The sequence below is a fragment of the Parageobacillus sp. G301 genome (genome assembly GCF_030268025.1).
Lineage (GTDB): Bacteria > Bacillota > Bacilli > Bacillales > Anoxybacillaceae > Parageobacillus_B > Parageobacillus_B toebii.
On record NZ_BSDB01000002.1, the window covers coordinates 1,225,542 to 1,241,844 of the forward strand.

Consider the following 16,303-nt stretch of genomic DNA (forward strand, 5'->3'; position numbering starts at 1 on the left):
ATGATACAAAAGATAGATCATTTGATGAAGACAGGAGGCATAATAATGGGTTATACATACAAACGGGTATTTTTAATTGTCATGGACTCTGTCGGCATTGGAGAAGCCCCAGATGCCGAAAAGTATAATGATAAAGGTGCGGATACGCTCGGGCATATTGCTGAGCATCGAGGCGGATTGCATATGCCAAACATGGCGAAGCTCGGCTTAAGCAACATTCGCGAAATTAAAGGCATTCCAAAAGCGGAAAAACCGCTAGCCTATTATACAAAAATGCAAGAAGCATCCGCCGGAAAAGATACGATGACGGGTCACTGGGAAATTATGGGGCTTCGTATTGACAAACCGTTCCAAGTGTTCCCAAACGGATTCCCAAAAGAATTGATTGACGAATTGGAAAAACGAACGGGCCGAAAAGTCATCGGAAACAAACCGGCAAGCGGTACGGCGATTATTGAAGAGCTTGGCAAAGAGCATATGGAAACAGGAGCAATCATCGTTTATACTTCGGCGGATTCTGTATTGCAAATTGCTGCACACGAAGAAGTGGTTCCGCTTGAAGAACTATATCACATTTGCAAAATTGCTCGTGAATTAACGCTTGATGAAAAATATATGGTCGGCCGCGTGATCGCTCGTCCGTTCATCGGCACGCCTGGCAATTTCCAGCGCACAGCGAACCGGCATGATTATGCGTTAAAACCGTTCGGCCGTACAGTAATGAACGAATTAAAAGACGCGGGATATGAAGTGATCGCAATCGGAAAAATTTCCGATATTTATGATAATGAAGGAGTTACACAATCGTTGCGGACAAAATCCAATATGGATGGAATGGATAAATTGGTAGACACGCTGAAAATGGACTTTACGGGATTAAGCTTTGTAAATCTCGTTGACTTTGATGCAATGTACGGCCACCGCCGCGATCCAAAAGGATACGGGGATGCGCTCGAAGAGTTTGACGCTCGTCTGTCCGACGTGTTTCCGCTTTTGAAAGATAATGACTTGCTCATTATTACAGCGGACCATGGAAATGATCCGGTCCATCACGGTACGGATCATACGCGTGAATATGTGCCGCTTCTTGTCTATAGTCCAAGCATGGACGGCGGAAAAGAGCTGCCGCTTCGTAAAACATTTGCCGATGTTGGCGCAACCATTGCAGAAAACTTTCAAGTGAACATGCCGCAACACGGAACAAGCTTTTTAGCAGATTTGAAATAGGAGGATGGAATCATGAATAAACAGGCGATTGAAAAAGCAGCTCGTTATTTGCAAGAAAAATTTCCGACACCGCCCCGCATTGGTTTAATTCTTGGATCGGGTCTTGGCGTGCTCGCAGATGAAATCGAACAAGCGGTAAAAATTCCGTACGAGCAAATTCCAGAGTTTCCTGTGTCCACTGTGGAAGGGCATGCCGGCCGGCTTGTTTACGGTCAGCTGGAAGGTGCGACCGTTGTCGCCATGCAAGGACGTTTTCACTACTATGAAGGGTACAGCATGGATCAAGTGACATTCCCCATCCGAGTGATGAAAGCGCTCGGCGTCAAAGAGCTAATTGTAACAAACGCGGCAGGAGGGGTGAATGAACGTTTTCAGCCGGGGGATTTAATGATTATTACGGACCATATCAATAACATGGGCACTAACCCATTAATCGGCCCGAATGACCCTGAGCTTGGTGTGCGTTTTCCGGATATGACGGAAGCTTATAGCAAGCGACTGCGCAGCATTGCAAAAGAGGTAGCGGCGAATCTCCACATTCCGATTCAAGAGGGAGTTTATGTAGCGAATACCGGTCCTTCTTACGAAACGCCAGCAGAAATCCGCATGATTCGCGCGATTGGTGGTGACGCGGTCGGCATGTCGACCGTACCGGAAGTGATTGTCGCGCGCCATGCGCAAATGGAAGTATTGGGTATTTCTTGCATCTCCAATATGGCGGCAGGGATTTTAGATCAGCCGCTTACGCATGATGAGGTCATAGAAACGACGGAAAAAGTAAAAGCAAACTTTTTGCGGTTAGTCAAAGCGATTGTCGCCGAAATGGCAAAAAACGAAAAAGGTGATATTATATGAGAATGGTGGATTTAATTGCGAAAAAGCGGGATGGCCACGCTCTTACAAAAGAGGAAATTGAGTTTATTATTCGCGGCTATACAAACGGGGATATTCCGGATTATCAAATGAGCGCATTTGCGATGGCGGTGTTTTTCCGCGGCATGACCGAAGAAGAAACGGCAGCGCTGACGATGGCGATGGTTCATTCGGGAGATGTCATCGATTTATCGAAAATCGAAGGAATTAAAGTCGATAAACACTCAACCGGCGGCGTCGGCGATACGACAACGCTAGTGTTAGGCCCGCTCGTTGCGTCTGTCGGTGTGCCGGTCGCGAAAATGTCGGGCCGCGGACTCGGTCATACAGGAGGAACGATTGATAAATTAGAATCGGTTCCTGGTTTTCATGTGGAAATCGATAATGATCAATTTATTGAGCTTGTTAATAAAAACAAAATCGCGATTATCGGCCAGACAGGAAATTTAACGCCGGCTGATAAAAAGCTGTATGCGCTCCGCGACGTCACAGCAACGGTAAACAGCATTCCGCTCATCGCTTCGTCGATTATGAGCAAAAAAATCGCCGCTGGTGCGGATGCGATTGTTTTAGATGTCAAAACAGGCGCTGGTGCATTTATGAAAGATTTGGAAGGGGCAAAACAACTCGCAAAAGCGATGGTCGAAATCGGCAAGCGCGTTGGCCGGAAAACGATGGCGGTTATTTCCGATATGAGCCAACCGCTTGGATACGCGGTTGGCAACGCACTCGAAGTAAAAGAAGCGATTGATACACTCAAAGGAAAAGGGCCGGAAGATTTACAAGAGCTATGTTTGACGCTTGGAAGCTATATGGTATATTTAGCGGAAAAAGCATCTTCATTAGAGGAAGCGCGTGCGTTATTAGAAGCATCGATTCAAGAAGGAAAAGCGCTAGAAACGTTCAAAGTGTTTCTAAAAGCGCAAGGCGGCGATGCATCGGTTGTCGATGACCCATCCAAACTGCCGCAAGCAAAATATCAATGGGAGTTAGAAGCTCCGGAAGATGGATATGTCGCGGAGATTATTGCTGACGAAGTCGGAACAGCCGCGATGCTGCTTGGAGCGGGAAGGGCGACGAAAGAATCGGCGATCGACCTTTCTGTGGGACTTGTCTTGCGTAAAAAAGTCGGCGATCCAGTGAAAAAAGGGGAATCGCTTGTTACGATTTACAGCAATACGGAAAATATCGAGGAAGTAAAACAAAAACTTGCTAAAAGCATCCGAATCTCCCAAATTCCTGTTGCCAAACCAACGCTCATATATGAAACGATTTCATAAAAGGAGGCTGATCACAGCCTCCATTTTTTTTGGACAAAATCTGCTGAAATTCATTGCTTCTGTTGTATAAAAATATCTTATTTGGAAAAAATGGCATGTATAAAGAATGGAGGTTTGGGAGATGAAGAAGCTATTTATTCGCTTACTTCTTTTTGCATCTATTTTCATATTGCCAATTTCCGCTAACGTCCATGCGGAAGAAAAGAAGACAAACACACGAGGGGTTCAGCTTGCCAATGATGCAAAATCGGCTATTTTGATTGAACGGGATACCGGAACTGTCTTGTATGAAAAAAACGCCCATAAAAAACTGCCGCCGGCTAGTATGACAAAAATTATGACCATGCTTCTCATTATGGAAGCGATTGATAAGGGAGAGCTTTCTTATAAGGAAAAAGTGCGGGCGAGCGAATATGCCGCATCCATGGGTGGATCGCAAATCTTTTTAGAGCCTGGGGAAGAAATGACGGTGGATGAACTATTGCGTGGAATTGCAATCGGTTCAGGCAATGATGCATCAGTCGCCATGGCCGAACGAATCGCGGGATCTGAAGAAGCTTTTGTCGAGATGATGAACAAGAAAGCGAAAGAACTTGGTTTGAAAAACACTTCGTTTCGAAACGCGACAGGGTTGCCTGCCGAAGGGCATTACAGCAGCGCGTATGACATGGCAATGATGGCACGCGAACTGCTAAAATATGAGGATATTACGAAGTACACCGGAATGTATGAAGATTATTTGCGAGAAAACACGGATAAAAAGTTTTGGCTTGTTAATACGAATCGGCTCGTGAAATTTTATCCAGGAGTGGATGGGTTAAAAACCGGATTCACAAGCGAAGCGAAATACTGCTTAACCGCGACGGCGAAAAAGAACGGCATGCGCGTCATTGCTGTCGTATTTGGAGCATCGACGCCAAAGGATCGCAATGCGCAAATTACGAAAATGCTCGATTATGCGTTTAGTCAATATAAAACACATCCAGTTTATAAACGGAACGAAATCATTGCTCGTGTCAATGTAAGTAAAGGAAAGAAAAAAGCGATTGCTCTTGTTACATCAGAGCCAATCTCTGTATTAACGAAAAAAGGACAATCCATTGATCAAATAGAAAAAGTGATCCAAACAAAAGAAAACGTAAAAGCGCCAATTAAAAAAGGAGACGAGCTTGGTGTACTGATTTTGAAACAAAATGGAAAAGAGTTGCTGCGGAGTCCAATTGTTGCGAAAGAAAATGTAGCAGAAGCAAGCTGGTGGGATTTATTTAAACGGACGTTGCAAAATTTTACGAAATCCGCATAAACATTGTCAGCTTTTGTAGTAGGTTTTCTACATTTAGCGAATCGACACTAGTTTTGTCATCAAGCAGGATTTTTATCGGAATGTAGCGAAACTTCTCCCTATCCGAAATGAACAAGGGGGAAAACGCTGTGAGTCTGATGATGGACTTTGAAGTAAAACAAGACGTATTAATCATTCGACTTTCAGGAGAGCTTGACCATCATACAGCCGAAGAACTTCGGGAAAAAGTAACGGATACGATGGAAAGAGAGTCGATTCGCCATATTGTGTTTAATTTAGAACATTTGACGTTTATGGATAGCTCCGGACTTGGAGTGATTTTAGGACGCTATAAACAAATTAAAAACCTTGGCGGAGAAATGATTGTATGCTCCATTTCTCCAACGGTAAAACGCCTGTTTGAAATGTCTGGGCTGTTTAAAATTATTCGTTTAGAAAACAATGAACAATTCGCATTAGAGACATTGGGGGTGGCATAATGCGAAACGAAATGCACCTCCAATTCTCCGCGCTTAGCCAAAATGAATCGTTTGCCCGCGTTACGGTTGCTGCGTTTGTGGCACAGCTTGATCCGACAATGGATGAACTAACGGAAATCAAAACCGTTGTCTCTGAAGCGGTGACCAACGCGATTATTCACGGATATAATAACGATCCAAACGGAATCGTATACATTTCCGTTGTGATTGAAGACGGAGTCGTACATTTAACCATTAAAGATGAAGGGGTTGGCATTGCCAATATTGAAGAGGCGCGCCAGCCATTGTTTACAACAAAGCCAGAATTAGAGCGATCTGGAATGGGATTTACCATTATGGAAAACTTTATGGATGAAGTCGTCGTTCAGTCGGAAGTGAATAAAGGCACAACCGTTTATTTAAAGAAATATATAACGAAGAGCAAAGCCTTATGTAACTAAGGGAGACATGCCTATGGATGTCGATGTCAAGCAAGATCAGACGCCAATAAAAGATCACGAGATGAAGGAGCTTATTCGCCGCAGTCAAGAAGGCGACCAAGAGGCGCGCGATGAAATTATTGAAAAAAACATGCGCCTCGTTTGGTCGGTCGTCCAGCGCTTTTTAAACCGCGGCTACGAGCCGGACGATTTATTTCAAATTGGCTGTATCGGCTTGTTAAAGTCCGTCGATAAGTTTGATTTATCGTATGATGTTAAATTTTCCACATATGCCGTACCGATGATTATCGGCGAAATCCAGCGGTTTATTCGCGATGATGGAACGGTAAAAGTGAGCCGTTCTTTAAAAGAAATGGGCAATAAAATCCGAAAAGCGAAAGATGAGCTCTCGAAAAAACAGGGACGAGCACCAACAGTTACGGAAATTGCTGATTATTTGGAGATTTCTCCGGAGGATGTAGTGCTTGCCCAAGAGGCGATCCGTTCACCTGCTTCCATTCACGAAACGGTGTACGAAAACGATGGCGATCCGATCACACTTCTTGATCAAATCGCTGATTCGGATGAAGTATCATGGTTTGATAAAATCGCGTTAAAAAAAGCGATCGAAGAACTAGACGAACGAGAACGGCTCATTGTATATTTACGCTATTATAAAGATCAAACACAATCAGAAGTGGCATCTAGATTAGGCATCTCTCAAGTGCAAGTGTCCCGGCTTGAAAAAAAGATTTTACAGCAAATAAAGGAGAGAATGGATGGGTAGACATCCATTCTTTTTTATTTTTATGAAATTGCTGGTAAACATTGTATCATCGTATGATTCCTTTTTTGCTCCAACATACTAAAGAAAAGCAATATGCTTCGCCTTTTTACACATATGAAAAAACTACAAGGTTAAGGTGTGAGGCAGATGGAAAAAACCGTCTTTATTAAGCTCCGGCATCGTGTTCAAGTGAAGCCGGGAGATGTTGTTACGATTGGCGATGTTGCGCAAATCATCGCAAATGATCGCGATGTAGCGGAGCAATTAAAAATAATTCCGCTATATAAAATTCAACCGAGTGATAAAAATATCGTCATTATTGATGTGATGAAAGTAATGCAAGCAATGATGAAAAGGGTTGGTTCATTAGATGTGCAAACAGTTGGACCATCGCAAACCATTATTGAAGTCGTTTATCAAAAGCGGCGTTTTTCCACTCCTTATTTTCTGCTTATATGGCTGTTGCTTTTCGTCGGATCCGCAATGGCCATTATGAATTTTCATGAAGATGTCAGCATGCAAGAAGTGCATCAACGTCTTTATGAGATGATGACCGGAAAAAAAATCGATAAGCCTTTGTTGCTGCAAATTCCTTATTCACTCGGATTAGGGATCGGAATGATTTTGTTTTTTAATCATGTGTTCCGCAAGCGAATTAATGAGGAGCCCAGCCCTCTTGAAGTCGAGATGTTTAATTATCAACAATCGTTAGATCAATACGTCATTTTACATGAAAACAAAGAGAGTATGAGAAAAATTGATGACGATTGAGATTTTAACCGTTATATTTGTCGGCTTCGCGGGAGGGCTCGCTGTTGGAACAGGATTTGTAGCGTTTTTAGTCGTTCTTGGCGTTATTCCCCGCTTAACGCAATTAACAAAAACGATGAAGCGGATTCGTGCTTATGAATGGAGCGCAGTAACTGGCGCGGTAGCAGGGGGATGGATGAGCCTGCGCCACTCTGTTTTATATATATCAAAATATTGGCTGATTCCAATTGGCTTACTGCATGGGGTATTTATCGGAATGCTCGCCGCCGCGCTGACGGAAGTGCTTAACGTATGGCCGATTTTAGCGAAACGCATTGGCGTTGATGATAAAATTGTCATTTTATTGATGGCGATCGTATTTGGAAAAATAGCTGGTTCGTTATTTCAATGGATCTATTTTGTTGATTATTTGCGATAAGGGGGAGAGAAAAATATGAATTTAAAAAAAAATTATCGCCAAGCGGTGAAAGCATTCCAGCCTAAACCCCCATATGTGTTTAACAGCTTAAAAGCGTTTGTTGTCGGCGGCGCGCTTTGTGCGATGACCGAGCTGTTCGCAAATTGGTACAGCCGTTTTCTGTCTATGCCGTTGCTTTCTGCTCAGCAGCTGGCGGTGATGACAATGATGTTTTTGGCGATTGTCCTCACGGGGGCGGGAAAGTATGACGATTTTAGTCAATTTGCGGGTGCAGGCGCTACTATACCGATGACTGGCTTCGCGAATGCGTTAGCAAGTGCCGCTCTCGAGCATCGAAGTGAAGGATGGACGGCGGGAATTGCCAGCCAAATGTTTAAATCAGGCGGTGCGGCGATTGTTTATGGCATTGTCGTTGCTTATCTACTTGGAATTTTATATTACATCATGTTTTAAGAAGAAAGAGGGATTTCCCATGAAGCTCGTTGGAAAGCAAACGTGGGTGTTCGAACATGATATTTACATTCAGGAAACTGGAACGGCAGTAGGACCGTTGGAAGCGGAAGGTCCGCTTCGAGCCAGCTTTGATATTACGCATGATGACTTATATTGTGGGGCAAAGACGTGGGAGTTGGCAGAGCGGCGTTTAATGCAAGAGGCGATTGGCGTTTGCTTGCAAAAAGGAAATATTTCATTCAATGATATCGACATTTTCCTTGCCGGAGATTTGCTGAATCAAAACATCACTGCCAACTATGTCGCCCAAACGATTCCCACTCCGTTTTTAGGCATGTTTGGAGCTTGTTCTACTTCCATGCAGACAGTAGCTGTCGGCGCCGCGTTAATTGACGGCGGATTTGCTGAAACAGTATTAGCGGCAACAAGTAGTCATAATGCCACGGCAGAACGGCAATTTCGTTATCCGACCGAATTGGGAGTACAAAAACCGGAAACAGCAACGTTTACTGTGACAGGTGCGGGAGCATTGGTCATGGGACGGAAAAGAGGAAGATGGCGCATTACTGCTGCTACAATCGGAAAAGTGATTGATGCGGGAATGACGAATCCTTTAGATATGGGATCGGCGATGGCACCGGCCGCCGCAAGCACGATTGAACAACATTTTATTGATTTAGGCGTTTCTCCCGAAGATTATGACTTAATTGTAACAGGGGATTTATCAAGAGTAGGAAGCGTTATTGTTAGACAGCTGCTTGCTGAATCAGGCTATGATGTAACGAGCAATTATAACGACTGTGGTTTAATGATTTACTGGCCGGATCAAAAAGTATTTGCCGGAGGCAGCGGATGTGCTTGCTGCGCGGTAGTAACATACGGGCATTTATTGAAAGAAATGGAACGCGGCGCGTTTCAAAAAATTTTCGTTGTCGCAACAGGAGCGCTATTTAGCCCAACGATGATGCAGCAAAAACAGTCGATTCCAGCTATTGCGCATGGTGTTGTGATTGAAGCGGCAAAGGGGGAATCATGATGGATTATGTAATGGCATTCATTGTTGGAGGAGCGCTTTGTGCCATTGCCCAATCTTTAATGGATATTGGAAAGCTTTCGCAAATGAAAATGATGAGCTTGCTTGTTGCGGTTGGCGCCATTTTGGGAATCAGCGGAATTTACGATCGACTTATTGCGATTGCCGGGGCAGGCGCTTCTCTTCCTATTACCGGTTTCGGTTATTTTCTCATTAAAGGGGTATTGGTACAAAAAGAGTCAAACGGATGGCTGGCCATTGGTGCAGGGATGTTTCAATTTGCCGGCGCCATTTTGTCATTTACCATTGTACTTTCATTTTTTACCGCTCTTATATGTAGGCCGAAAGGGTAATCGATTATGAAAAAAAGGCGAGTCATATTAGTAACAGACGGCGATGAGTTTGCATGCCGGACAATTCAATATATTGCTGAACAAATAGGGGGACGATGCATTTCTCGCTCCCATGGCAATCCGACAAAACTAACCGGTGAAGAACTCGTTGAACTTATTTTACAAACACCGTATGATCCCGTATTCGTCATGTTTGATGATTGCGGAGCCATTGGCGAGGGAGCGGGGGAGCAAGCGCTGAAATATGTGGCAACGCATGAACAAATTGAGGTATTAGGAGCGATTGCCGTTGCTTCCAATACTCATAAGCACGAATGGGCAAAGGTGCATATTAGCGTTGATCGCGACGGAAACGTGACAGAATATGGAGTGGATAAAGAGGGGATTCGCGAGCTAGAAATAGGCCGTATTAATGGAGATACCGTATATTGTTTAGACCAATTAAATATTCCTGTTATTGTTGGAATCGGTGATATTGGAAAAATGGGATATCGCGATCATATTAAGTACGGCTCACCAATTACACGACAAGCAGTGGAGTTAATCCTTGAAAGGAGTGAGTATCGTGACAGCCAACACCAATAAAGTTCCCATTTCGGAAAAGCTCGTCGACAATGAAAAATTTTTTAAGGAGAAAATTGGAGTTGGAACTAGTTTTGATTTAGGGGTAAGGAAAATTCATGTATTAAATAGGGAAGTACATATTTATTATTGCACCGGTTTATGCGATACGCAATTTTTAATTGAGCTATTAAAACAAATTGTCCGTATTAATGACAACGAACGGCAGACGGCACAGGCAAAGCAAATTATCGAAAACCGCCTCGTTCATCAACAAGTAAGCACTGTCAATAATTTAGATGAGGCTGTTGATCGGTTGTTATCAGGGTTAATGATCATTTTAATTGAAGGAGAATCGACGGGGTTTATCGTCGATGTACGAAGCTATCCGGGGCGGCAGCCGGAAGAGCCAGATACGGAAAAAGTGGTGCGCGGGGCGCGTGATGGTTATGTAGAAAATATTATCGTCAATACGGCGCTAACGCGGCGCCGCATTCGTGATGAGCGGCTTCGTTTTGAGATTTTACAAGTAGGGGAACGTTCAAAAACAGATATTTGTATTGCTTACATTAAAGATGTCGCCGATCCAGGGCTTGTTGAACTTGTAAAAAAAGAACTTCAACAAATTAATATCGATGGACTGACAATGGGAGATAAAACAATAGAAGAATTTTTAGTGAAGCAAGGATATAATCCGTATCCGCTCGTCCGTTATACCGAGCGTCCAGACGTTGCTGCCACTCATTTGCTTGAAGGACATGTATTAATTATGGTAGATACGTCACCAAGCGTGATTATAACTCCTACTACGTTTTTTCATCATGTGCAACATGCCGAAGAATATCGGCAATCTCCAGCGGTCGGGACATTTGTACGCTGGGTGCGCTTTTTAGGCATTTTGACATCGCTATTTTTATTGCCGCTTTGGGTGTTGTTCGTACTGGAACCATCTTTATTGCCGGATAAATGGGCATTTATCGGACCAAACAAACAGACGAATATCCCAGTTATCATACAAGTTTTAATAGCCGACTTTGGAATTGAGTTTCTCCGCATGGCAGCGATTCATACCCCAACGCCGCTTTCTACCGCAATGGGTTTAATCGCCGCGGTGTTAATCGGAGAAATTGCGATCAATGTCGGATTGTTTGTCCCGGAGGTAATTTTATATATTTCTGTTTCCGCCATCGGTTCGTTTGCGACTCCAAGCTATGAGTTGAGCATTGCGAATAAAATATCACGATTGTTTCTTGTCATTGCGGTGGCATTGTTTAAAGTGCCAGGGCTTGTGATCGGCACAACGGTTTATTTGCTTCTGCTGATTCGAATTCGTTCATTAAACACGCCATACTTATGGCCGTTTATTCCGTTTGATCCGGCCGCATTTATGCAAATTATCGTCCGTCGTTCTGTAGCGGGAGCAAAAGTAAGACCGAGCATCGTCCATCCGCAAAACCGCCGCAGGCAACCGTCATAAATTTGCAAAAAGCCGCTCAAAGGACCGATTATTATTGGCTCATCAACACGCTTAGAAGTTGCAACTTTTTTATAATTATGATACTTTATACGTAATCTTTTTTCTTCAAAAGACAGTTATACCTCATGCTAACTGTCTTTTTTTGCTTTCTGCATGCATAAATTAATGCGGTTTGATAATTTTTATTTTGCGGGAATGAGGGGTTCGTATGTTTTTTCATGGGACAAGCCGTGTCAATGACAAGGGGCATTTAGAAATTGGCGGTGTCGATACCGTTGATTTAGCGAAAGAATATGGAACACCATTGTATATTTATGATGTGGCACTCATTCGTGAGCGTGCGCGGGGGTTTAAAGAAGCGTTTCAAAAACATGGTGTCAAAGCACAAGTTGCCTATGCAAGCAAGGCATTTTCTTCCATTGCGATGGTTCAGTTAGCAGAGGAAGAAGGATTATCGTTGGATGTAGTGTCAGGAGGAGAGCTGTATACAGCATTGCAAGCGGGATTTCCACCAGAACGCATCCATTTTCATGGAAATAATAAAAGTCGTGATGAATTAATGATGGCCCTTGATCATGGAGTCGGATGCATTGTTGTCGATAACTTTTATGAACTGGAATTGTTGGAACAACTAAGCAAGCAGTACGGAAAAAAAACGGCGATTTTACTAAGAGTCACCCCTGGTGTGGAGGCGCATACGCACGATTATATTTTAACCGGTCAGGAAGATTCAAAATTTGGGTTTGATTTGAACAATGGCCAAGCAGATGAAGCGCTGCAAAAAGCGCTATCTTCCCCGCATTTTTCCGTAATGGGAATTCACTGCCATATCGGTTCGCAAATTTTCGAAACGACAGGATTTGTGTTGGCGGCACAAAAAATTTTCCAAAAAATTGGTCAGTGGAAGGAAACGTGCGGATTTATTCCAACGGTTGTCAATCTTGGCGGTGGATTTGGCATTCGCTATACGAGTGATGACGACCCGATTCCTGTCTCGGAATACGTCGACCAAATTGTAGAGGAAGTAAAAAAACAAGTAAGCGAACAAAATATTCCAATGCCAGAAATCTGGATTGAGCCGGGACGCTCCCTTGTCGGCGATGCGGGAACAACGATTTATTCGATCGGTTCGCGCAAAGATGTGCCGAATGTCCGTCATTACGTTGCGGTAGACGGAGGGATGAGCGACAATATCCGCCCGGCGCTATATGATGCGAAGTATGAAGCGGTGTTAGCGAATCGAGTGTTGGACGAAAAAAATGAAATTGTCGCCATCGCCGGGAAGTGTTGTGAATCAGGAGATATGCTTATTTGGGATTTGCCGCTGCCAAAAGCAGCCCCTGGAGATTATTTAGCAGTTTTTTGCACTGGGGCGTATGGCTATTCGATGGCGAACAACTATAACCGCATTCCGCGTCCAGCTGTCGTGTTTGTGGAAAATGGAGAAGCACAACTCGTTGTTAAACGGGAAACGTATGAAGATTTAGTGCGGCTTGATGTACCGCTTAAAACAAAAGTGAATAAGTAAGTTTGCAAATAAAAAGCGCCCAAAAAACGTTTGGGCGCTTTTTCCTTATTGATTGTTTTGCGGCTCGGAAGAAGTAAATGCTGATTTAATGGCGTTCCAAATTTCTTTTAAAATGTCGATAATGTTTTGAATAAATGTTTTTCCTTCTTCCGATTGAAGGAACGTGGATAATTTATCTTTCGCTTTGCTTAATTGATCATTGACTTGATTCCAATCGATATTAGCGTTTTTCATTTTATTGAATAACGAAATTAAACTGTTTATTTCATCTTCCGTTAACGTAATTCCGAGGTCTTTTGCGACTTTTTCAATAAGCGCGCGCAAATCGGCATCCGTTTGCGGCGGATTATTTGCGATTTCTTCTTTAATTTTCGCAAGAAGGGCAACCGCTTTATCCGTTCCGATGGATTCCCCAAGTTTTGCGGTTTTGACCATTTCCTCCGTAGCCACTTTTTTTACATCCTCAGGAATGACTTGATCGGAAGAGACTTCGTATGCCTTCATTAATCCGGTTAACGCTGCCGTACCGGACACTGCAAACGGAGCAGTGACATAAATTTTCGCATCTTTCACTCCCGCTGTAATCAGGGCGTTTGTGTACATTTCTTCTGTTACCCATGTGATATTGTGAGTTTCTACGTCCAACCCAGAGCCTTTCGCACCGATCGTAATCATCGATGAGGAGATTGCTCTCGTTCCGATTTGCGCTTTTGGAATAAGACCATCGAGATATTTATGTTCTTCCGCGTTAGAAACCGTAATGATTTGTGCGTTGTCTGGAGCATTCATTTCATTTAAAATTTGTTGCTTTTGCTGTTCGGTTAAATTTTCGCCTAATGTAATAATCACATCGCCTTCTGCCGCATCTGCTGCTGCCATGGCTGGAAATGTAAATAGCAACGATGCAAGCAGAGACCCTATCAACATTCGTTTCACAATGTCATCCTCCTTCGTAATAATACCCCTTTTCAACATATCCGTAATACATTATATTACTTTTTTTATGTGAACAACAATGATATGATAGTGATGCGCAATCATGAAAAAAGGAGCTGTTTACGTGTGGCGAAAAAAGGATATATCTTAATGGAAAATGGGGAAAAAATCGAGTTTGAACTATTTCCAAATGAAGCGCCGATTACGGTAGCAAATTTCGAAAAATTAGCAAATGAAGGATTTTATAACGGTTTGACATTCCACCGCGTCATTCCTGGTTTTGTCAGCCAAGGAGGGTGCCCATATGGCAACGGAACGGGGGATGCCGGCTATACGATTCCGTGCGAAACCGATCACAATCCGCATAAGCATGTGACCGGTGCGATTTCGATGGCACACCGCGGCCGTGATACAGGAAGCTGCCAATTTTTCATCGTTCATGAACCACAGCCGCACTTAGATGGGGTACACACCGTATTTGGCCAAGTGACATCGGGAATGGATGTTGTAAAATCAATGAAAAACGGCGATGTCATGAAAGAAGTAAAAGTGTTTGATGAGGAATAAGGATGAAAAAGGCTTAACAGTTTCTCTGTTAAGTCTTTTAAATATGTGAAACACCATCTCCGTAAGAGGTGAAAGAATGGAGCGGAAAAAATGGATATTATTTTTTCTTTTATTAGGAGCAAGTTTTGTATGGGGGATTATTTATTGGCTGTATATCGCGAAATAATAAAAACATCGTTTAAGCCATCCGTTTTTGTTTCACAATCGTGAATGAATAGACAAACCGTTTTTGTGTGATATAATAATAAAAAATTCCATATTGTTCGTATCCTTCGGGGCAGGGTGAAATTCCCGACCGGCGGTGATGAAGTGGTGTCACTTCTCAGCCCGCGAGCCTTATAGGCACGATCCGGTGCAATTCCGGAGCCGACAGTATAGTCTGGATGGGAGAAGGATCACAAGATGCATATGGCCGTACTATATTAGATAAGGAGCGGTTTCGTTTGTCGCAACTCCGCTTTCCAAAATATAGAACGCGATATTTAAAGGGGATTATCTATGTGGAGCAGCGATAAAAACGCCAGATAAATGGCGTTTTCGCGGTGTGTTTTGTTTATTTTTTCATAATATGAACAAAGAGAGTTATCCAAGGTTATTTTTTAGATAATGTGTCTAAAAATGCCGAAAAATTCACTCCCCCGCTTTAGTACGCAAAAATGCAATCATTGTGATTCTACATAATCCTGCCCTAGGACTTTGGACTAGGGTTTTCTTTATGCCAAAAAAGGAGGCAGCGCCATGCGAAACGATGAACAGTATATGCGCCTAGCAATCGAAATCGCCAAAGCAGGAATTGGACAAACGTCTCCTAATCCGGTTGTCGGCGCTGTTGTGGTGAAAGATGGAGAAATTGTCGGATTTGGCGCCCATTTGAAAGCAGGGGAGCCGCACGCGGAGGTACATGCCATCCGTATGGCGGGAGAAAAAGCGAAAGGATCTACCGTTTATGTAACGCTAGAGCCGTGCAGTCATTATGGGAAAACGCCCCCTTGCGCCGATTTATTAGTGGAAACAGGTGTTCAACGCGTCGTCATTGCGACGACAGATCCAAACCCGCTCGTAGCCGGTAAAGGCATCGAAAAGCTAAGGAGTGCGGGAATTGACGTGAAGCTTGGGGTGTTGAAAGAGGAAGCGGATGAGTTAAACCGCGTGTTTTTCCACTACATTGCGACAAAAACGCCGTTTGTGACGCTAAAATATGCAAGCAGTCTTGATGGAAAAATTGCAACGACAACCGGAGAAAGCAAATGGATCACATCCGAAGCGGCCCGGGAAGATGTGCATCGCTATCGGGCGGTGCATGATGCGATTCTTGTTGGGGTAAACACCGTTATTGCGGATAATCCAAGTTTAACCGTAAGGCTTTCCGAGGGTGGAAAAAATCCGATACGCATCGTTTTAGATACGCATTTGCGCACGCCGCTTGATGCAAACATTCTCAATGATGGCCAAGCAGAAACGTGGATTGTTGTCGGCAGTGAAATCAGCGTCGAAAAAAGGAAGCGGTATGAGAAAGAAAATGTACAAATTATTTCCATGAAAAAGCCTCGTATTGATATAGATGAATTGTTGCGCGTGCTTGGCGGGAAACGAATTACTTCCCTTTTTGTTGAAGGCGGATCACACGTGCATGATAGTTTCGTGCGAGCTAAGGCAGTTAACGAAATCGTCGCATACTTTGCTCCGAAGATCATTGGCGGAAAACAAGCGCCGACGCCAATCGGGGGAATTGGTTTTGCCGGCATGGCTGACGTTATGCAGCTAGAAATTCGGCGAGTAGAGACGATCGGGCCAGATATAAAAATCGTCGCGATACCAAAATAAAAGGGTGAGTACAC

The 16,303-nt window shown here is 43.6% G+C and carries 18 protein-coding genes and 1 riboswitch; of the genes, 17 read left to right on the forward strand and 1 reads right to left on the reverse strand.

Annotated features, from left to right (window positions below; all coding sequences use genetic code 11):
* The first annotated feature begins 45 nt into the window (after positions 1-45).
* The 15 genes from deoB to lysA all read left to right on the forward strand — a co-directional run bounded on the left by deoB (position 46) and on the right by lysA (position 12,962).
* Positions 46-1,227 (forward strand): phosphopentomutase, encoded by a 1,182-nt coding sequence (deoB, locus tag QSJ37_RS15045; RefSeq protein ID WP_285755924.1) that lies wholly within the window; start codon positions 46-48, stop codon positions 1,225-1,227.
* A gap of 12 nt (positions 1,228-1,239) precedes the next feature.
* On the forward strand, positions 1,240-2,082 hold the full coding sequence (locus tag QSJ37_RS15050; protein WP_285755925.1) for a purine-nucleoside phosphorylase: 843 nt from the start codon (positions 1,240-1,242) through the stop codon (positions 2,080-2,082).
* Complete coding sequence (locus QSJ37_RS15055; RefSeq protein WP_285755926.1) at positions 2,079-3,380, forward strand: pyrimidine-nucleoside phosphorylase; 1,302 nt, start codon at positions 2,079-2,081, stop codon at positions 3,378-3,380. The genes QSJ37_RS15050 and QSJ37_RS15055 overlap by 4 nt, the downstream gene beginning before the upstream one ends.
* A gap of 121 nt (positions 3,381-3,501) precedes the next feature.
* The gene (locus tag QSJ37_RS15060; protein WP_285755927.1) at positions 3,502-4,683 is read left to right on the forward strand and encodes a D-alanyl-D-alanine carboxypeptidase family protein; all 1,182 of its coding nucleotides are present in this window, start codon (positions 3,502-3,504) and stop codon (positions 4,681-4,683) included.
* Between the two features lie 137 nt (positions 4,684-4,820).
* Positions 4,821-5,162 (forward strand): anti-sigma F factor antagonist, encoded by a 342-nt coding sequence (gene spoIIAA, locus QSJ37_RS15065; protein WP_373467274.1) that lies wholly within the window; start codon positions 4,821-4,823, stop codon positions 5,160-5,162.
* Positions 5,162-5,602: an anti-sigma F factor gene (gene spoIIAB, locus QSJ37_RS15070; RefSeq protein WP_015864379.1), complete on the forward strand. Its 441-nt coding sequence runs from the start codon at positions 5,162-5,164 to the stop codon at positions 5,600-5,602. Before spoIIAA ends, spoIIAB begins: the two co-directional genes overlap by 1 nt.
* 13 nt (positions 5,603-5,615) lie before the next feature.
* Positions 5,616-6,368 carry an RNA polymerase sporulation sigma factor SigF gene (gene sigF / locus QSJ37_RS15075; protein WP_081188198.1) on the forward strand — a complete coding sequence of 251 codons (753 nt, stop codon included), beginning with the start codon at positions 5,616-5,618 and terminating at the stop codon, positions 6,366-6,368.
* A gap of 147 nt (positions 6,369-6,515) precedes the next feature.
* A complete protein-coding gene (locus QSJ37_RS15080; RefSeq protein WP_285755931.1) occupies positions 6,516-7,139 on the forward strand; it encodes a stage V sporulation protein AA in 624 nt (207 codons plus the stop codon).
* A complete protein-coding gene (locus QSJ37_RS15085) occupies positions 7,129-7,557 on the forward strand; it encodes a stage V sporulation protein AB (RefSeq protein WP_285755933.1) in 429 nt (142 codons plus the stop codon). Before QSJ37_RS15080 ends, QSJ37_RS15085 begins: the two co-directional genes overlap by 11 nt.
* Positions 7,558-7,572: 15 nt before the next feature.
* Entirely contained in the window at positions 7,573-8,010 is a 438-nt protein-coding gene (locus QSJ37_RS15090) for a SpoVA/SpoVAEb family sporulation membrane protein (RefSeq protein WP_062752814.1), read from the forward strand.
* A gap of 19 nt (positions 8,011-8,029) precedes the next feature.
* Positions 8,030-9,046 (forward strand): stage V sporulation protein AD, encoded by a 1,017-nt coding sequence (gene spoVAD, locus QSJ37_RS15095; RefSeq protein ID WP_285755935.1) that lies wholly within the window; start codon positions 8,030-8,032, stop codon positions 9,044-9,046.
* The gene (locus tag QSJ37_RS15100) at positions 9,046-9,396 is read left to right on the forward strand and encodes a SpoVA/SpoVAEb family sporulation membrane protein (RefSeq protein ID WP_352177345.1); all 351 of its coding nucleotides are present in this window, start codon (positions 9,046-9,048) and stop codon (positions 9,394-9,396) included. The genes spoVAD and QSJ37_RS15100 overlap by 1 nt, the downstream gene beginning before the upstream one ends.
* 6 nt (positions 9,397-9,402) lie before the next feature.
* Positions 9,403-9,981: a stage V sporulation protein SpoVABEA gene (gene spoVAEA, locus QSJ37_RS15105; protein ID WP_285755937.1), complete on the forward strand. Its 579-nt coding sequence runs from the start codon at positions 9,403-9,405 to the stop codon at positions 9,979-9,981.
* Positions 9,962-11,434 (forward strand): spore germination protein, encoded by a 1,473-nt coding sequence (locus QSJ37_RS15110; protein WP_483313604.1) that lies wholly within the window; start codon positions 9,962-9,964, stop codon positions 11,432-11,434. Before spoVAEA ends, QSJ37_RS15110 begins: the two co-directional genes overlap by 20 nt.
* Before the next feature lie 208 nt (positions 11,435-11,642).
* The gene (gene lysA, locus QSJ37_RS15115) at positions 11,643-12,962 is read left to right on the forward strand and encodes a diaminopimelate decarboxylase (protein ID WP_285755940.1); all 1,320 of its coding nucleotides are present in this window, start codon (positions 11,643-11,645) and stop codon (positions 12,960-12,962) included.
* A gap of 45 nt (positions 12,963-13,007) precedes the next feature.
* Here the strand turns inward: lysA and QSJ37_RS15120 are convergent, their stop codons facing one another.
* A complete protein-coding gene (locus tag QSJ37_RS15120; RefSeq protein WP_374719802.1) occupies positions 13,008-13,889 on the reverse strand; it encodes a DUF1002 domain-containing protein in 882 nt (293 codons plus the stop codon).
* Between the two features lie 135 nt (positions 13,890-14,024).
* On the opposite strand from QSJ37_RS15120, the gene QSJ37_RS15125 reads away from it, so the two are divergent.
* Positions 14,025-14,465 carry a peptidylprolyl isomerase gene (locus tag QSJ37_RS15125; RefSeq protein ID WP_171699238.1) on the forward strand — a complete coding sequence of 147 codons (441 nt, stop codon included), beginning with the start codon at positions 14,025-14,027 and terminating at the stop codon, positions 14,463-14,465.
* A gap of 264 nt (positions 14,466-14,729) precedes the next feature.
* Positions 14,730-14,864: riboswitch (FMN riboswitch) on the forward strand.
* Between the two features lie 339 nt (positions 14,865-15,203).
* Positions 15,204-16,289, forward strand: coding sequence for a bifunctional diaminohydroxyphosphoribosylaminopyrimidine deaminase/5-amino-6-(5-phosphoribosylamino)uracil reductase RibD (ribD, locus tag QSJ37_RS15130; RefSeq protein ID WP_285755942.1), 1,086 nt, complete (start codon positions 15,204-15,206; stop codon positions 16,287-16,289).
* The last annotated feature ends 14 nt before the right edge of the window (positions 16,290-16,303 follow it).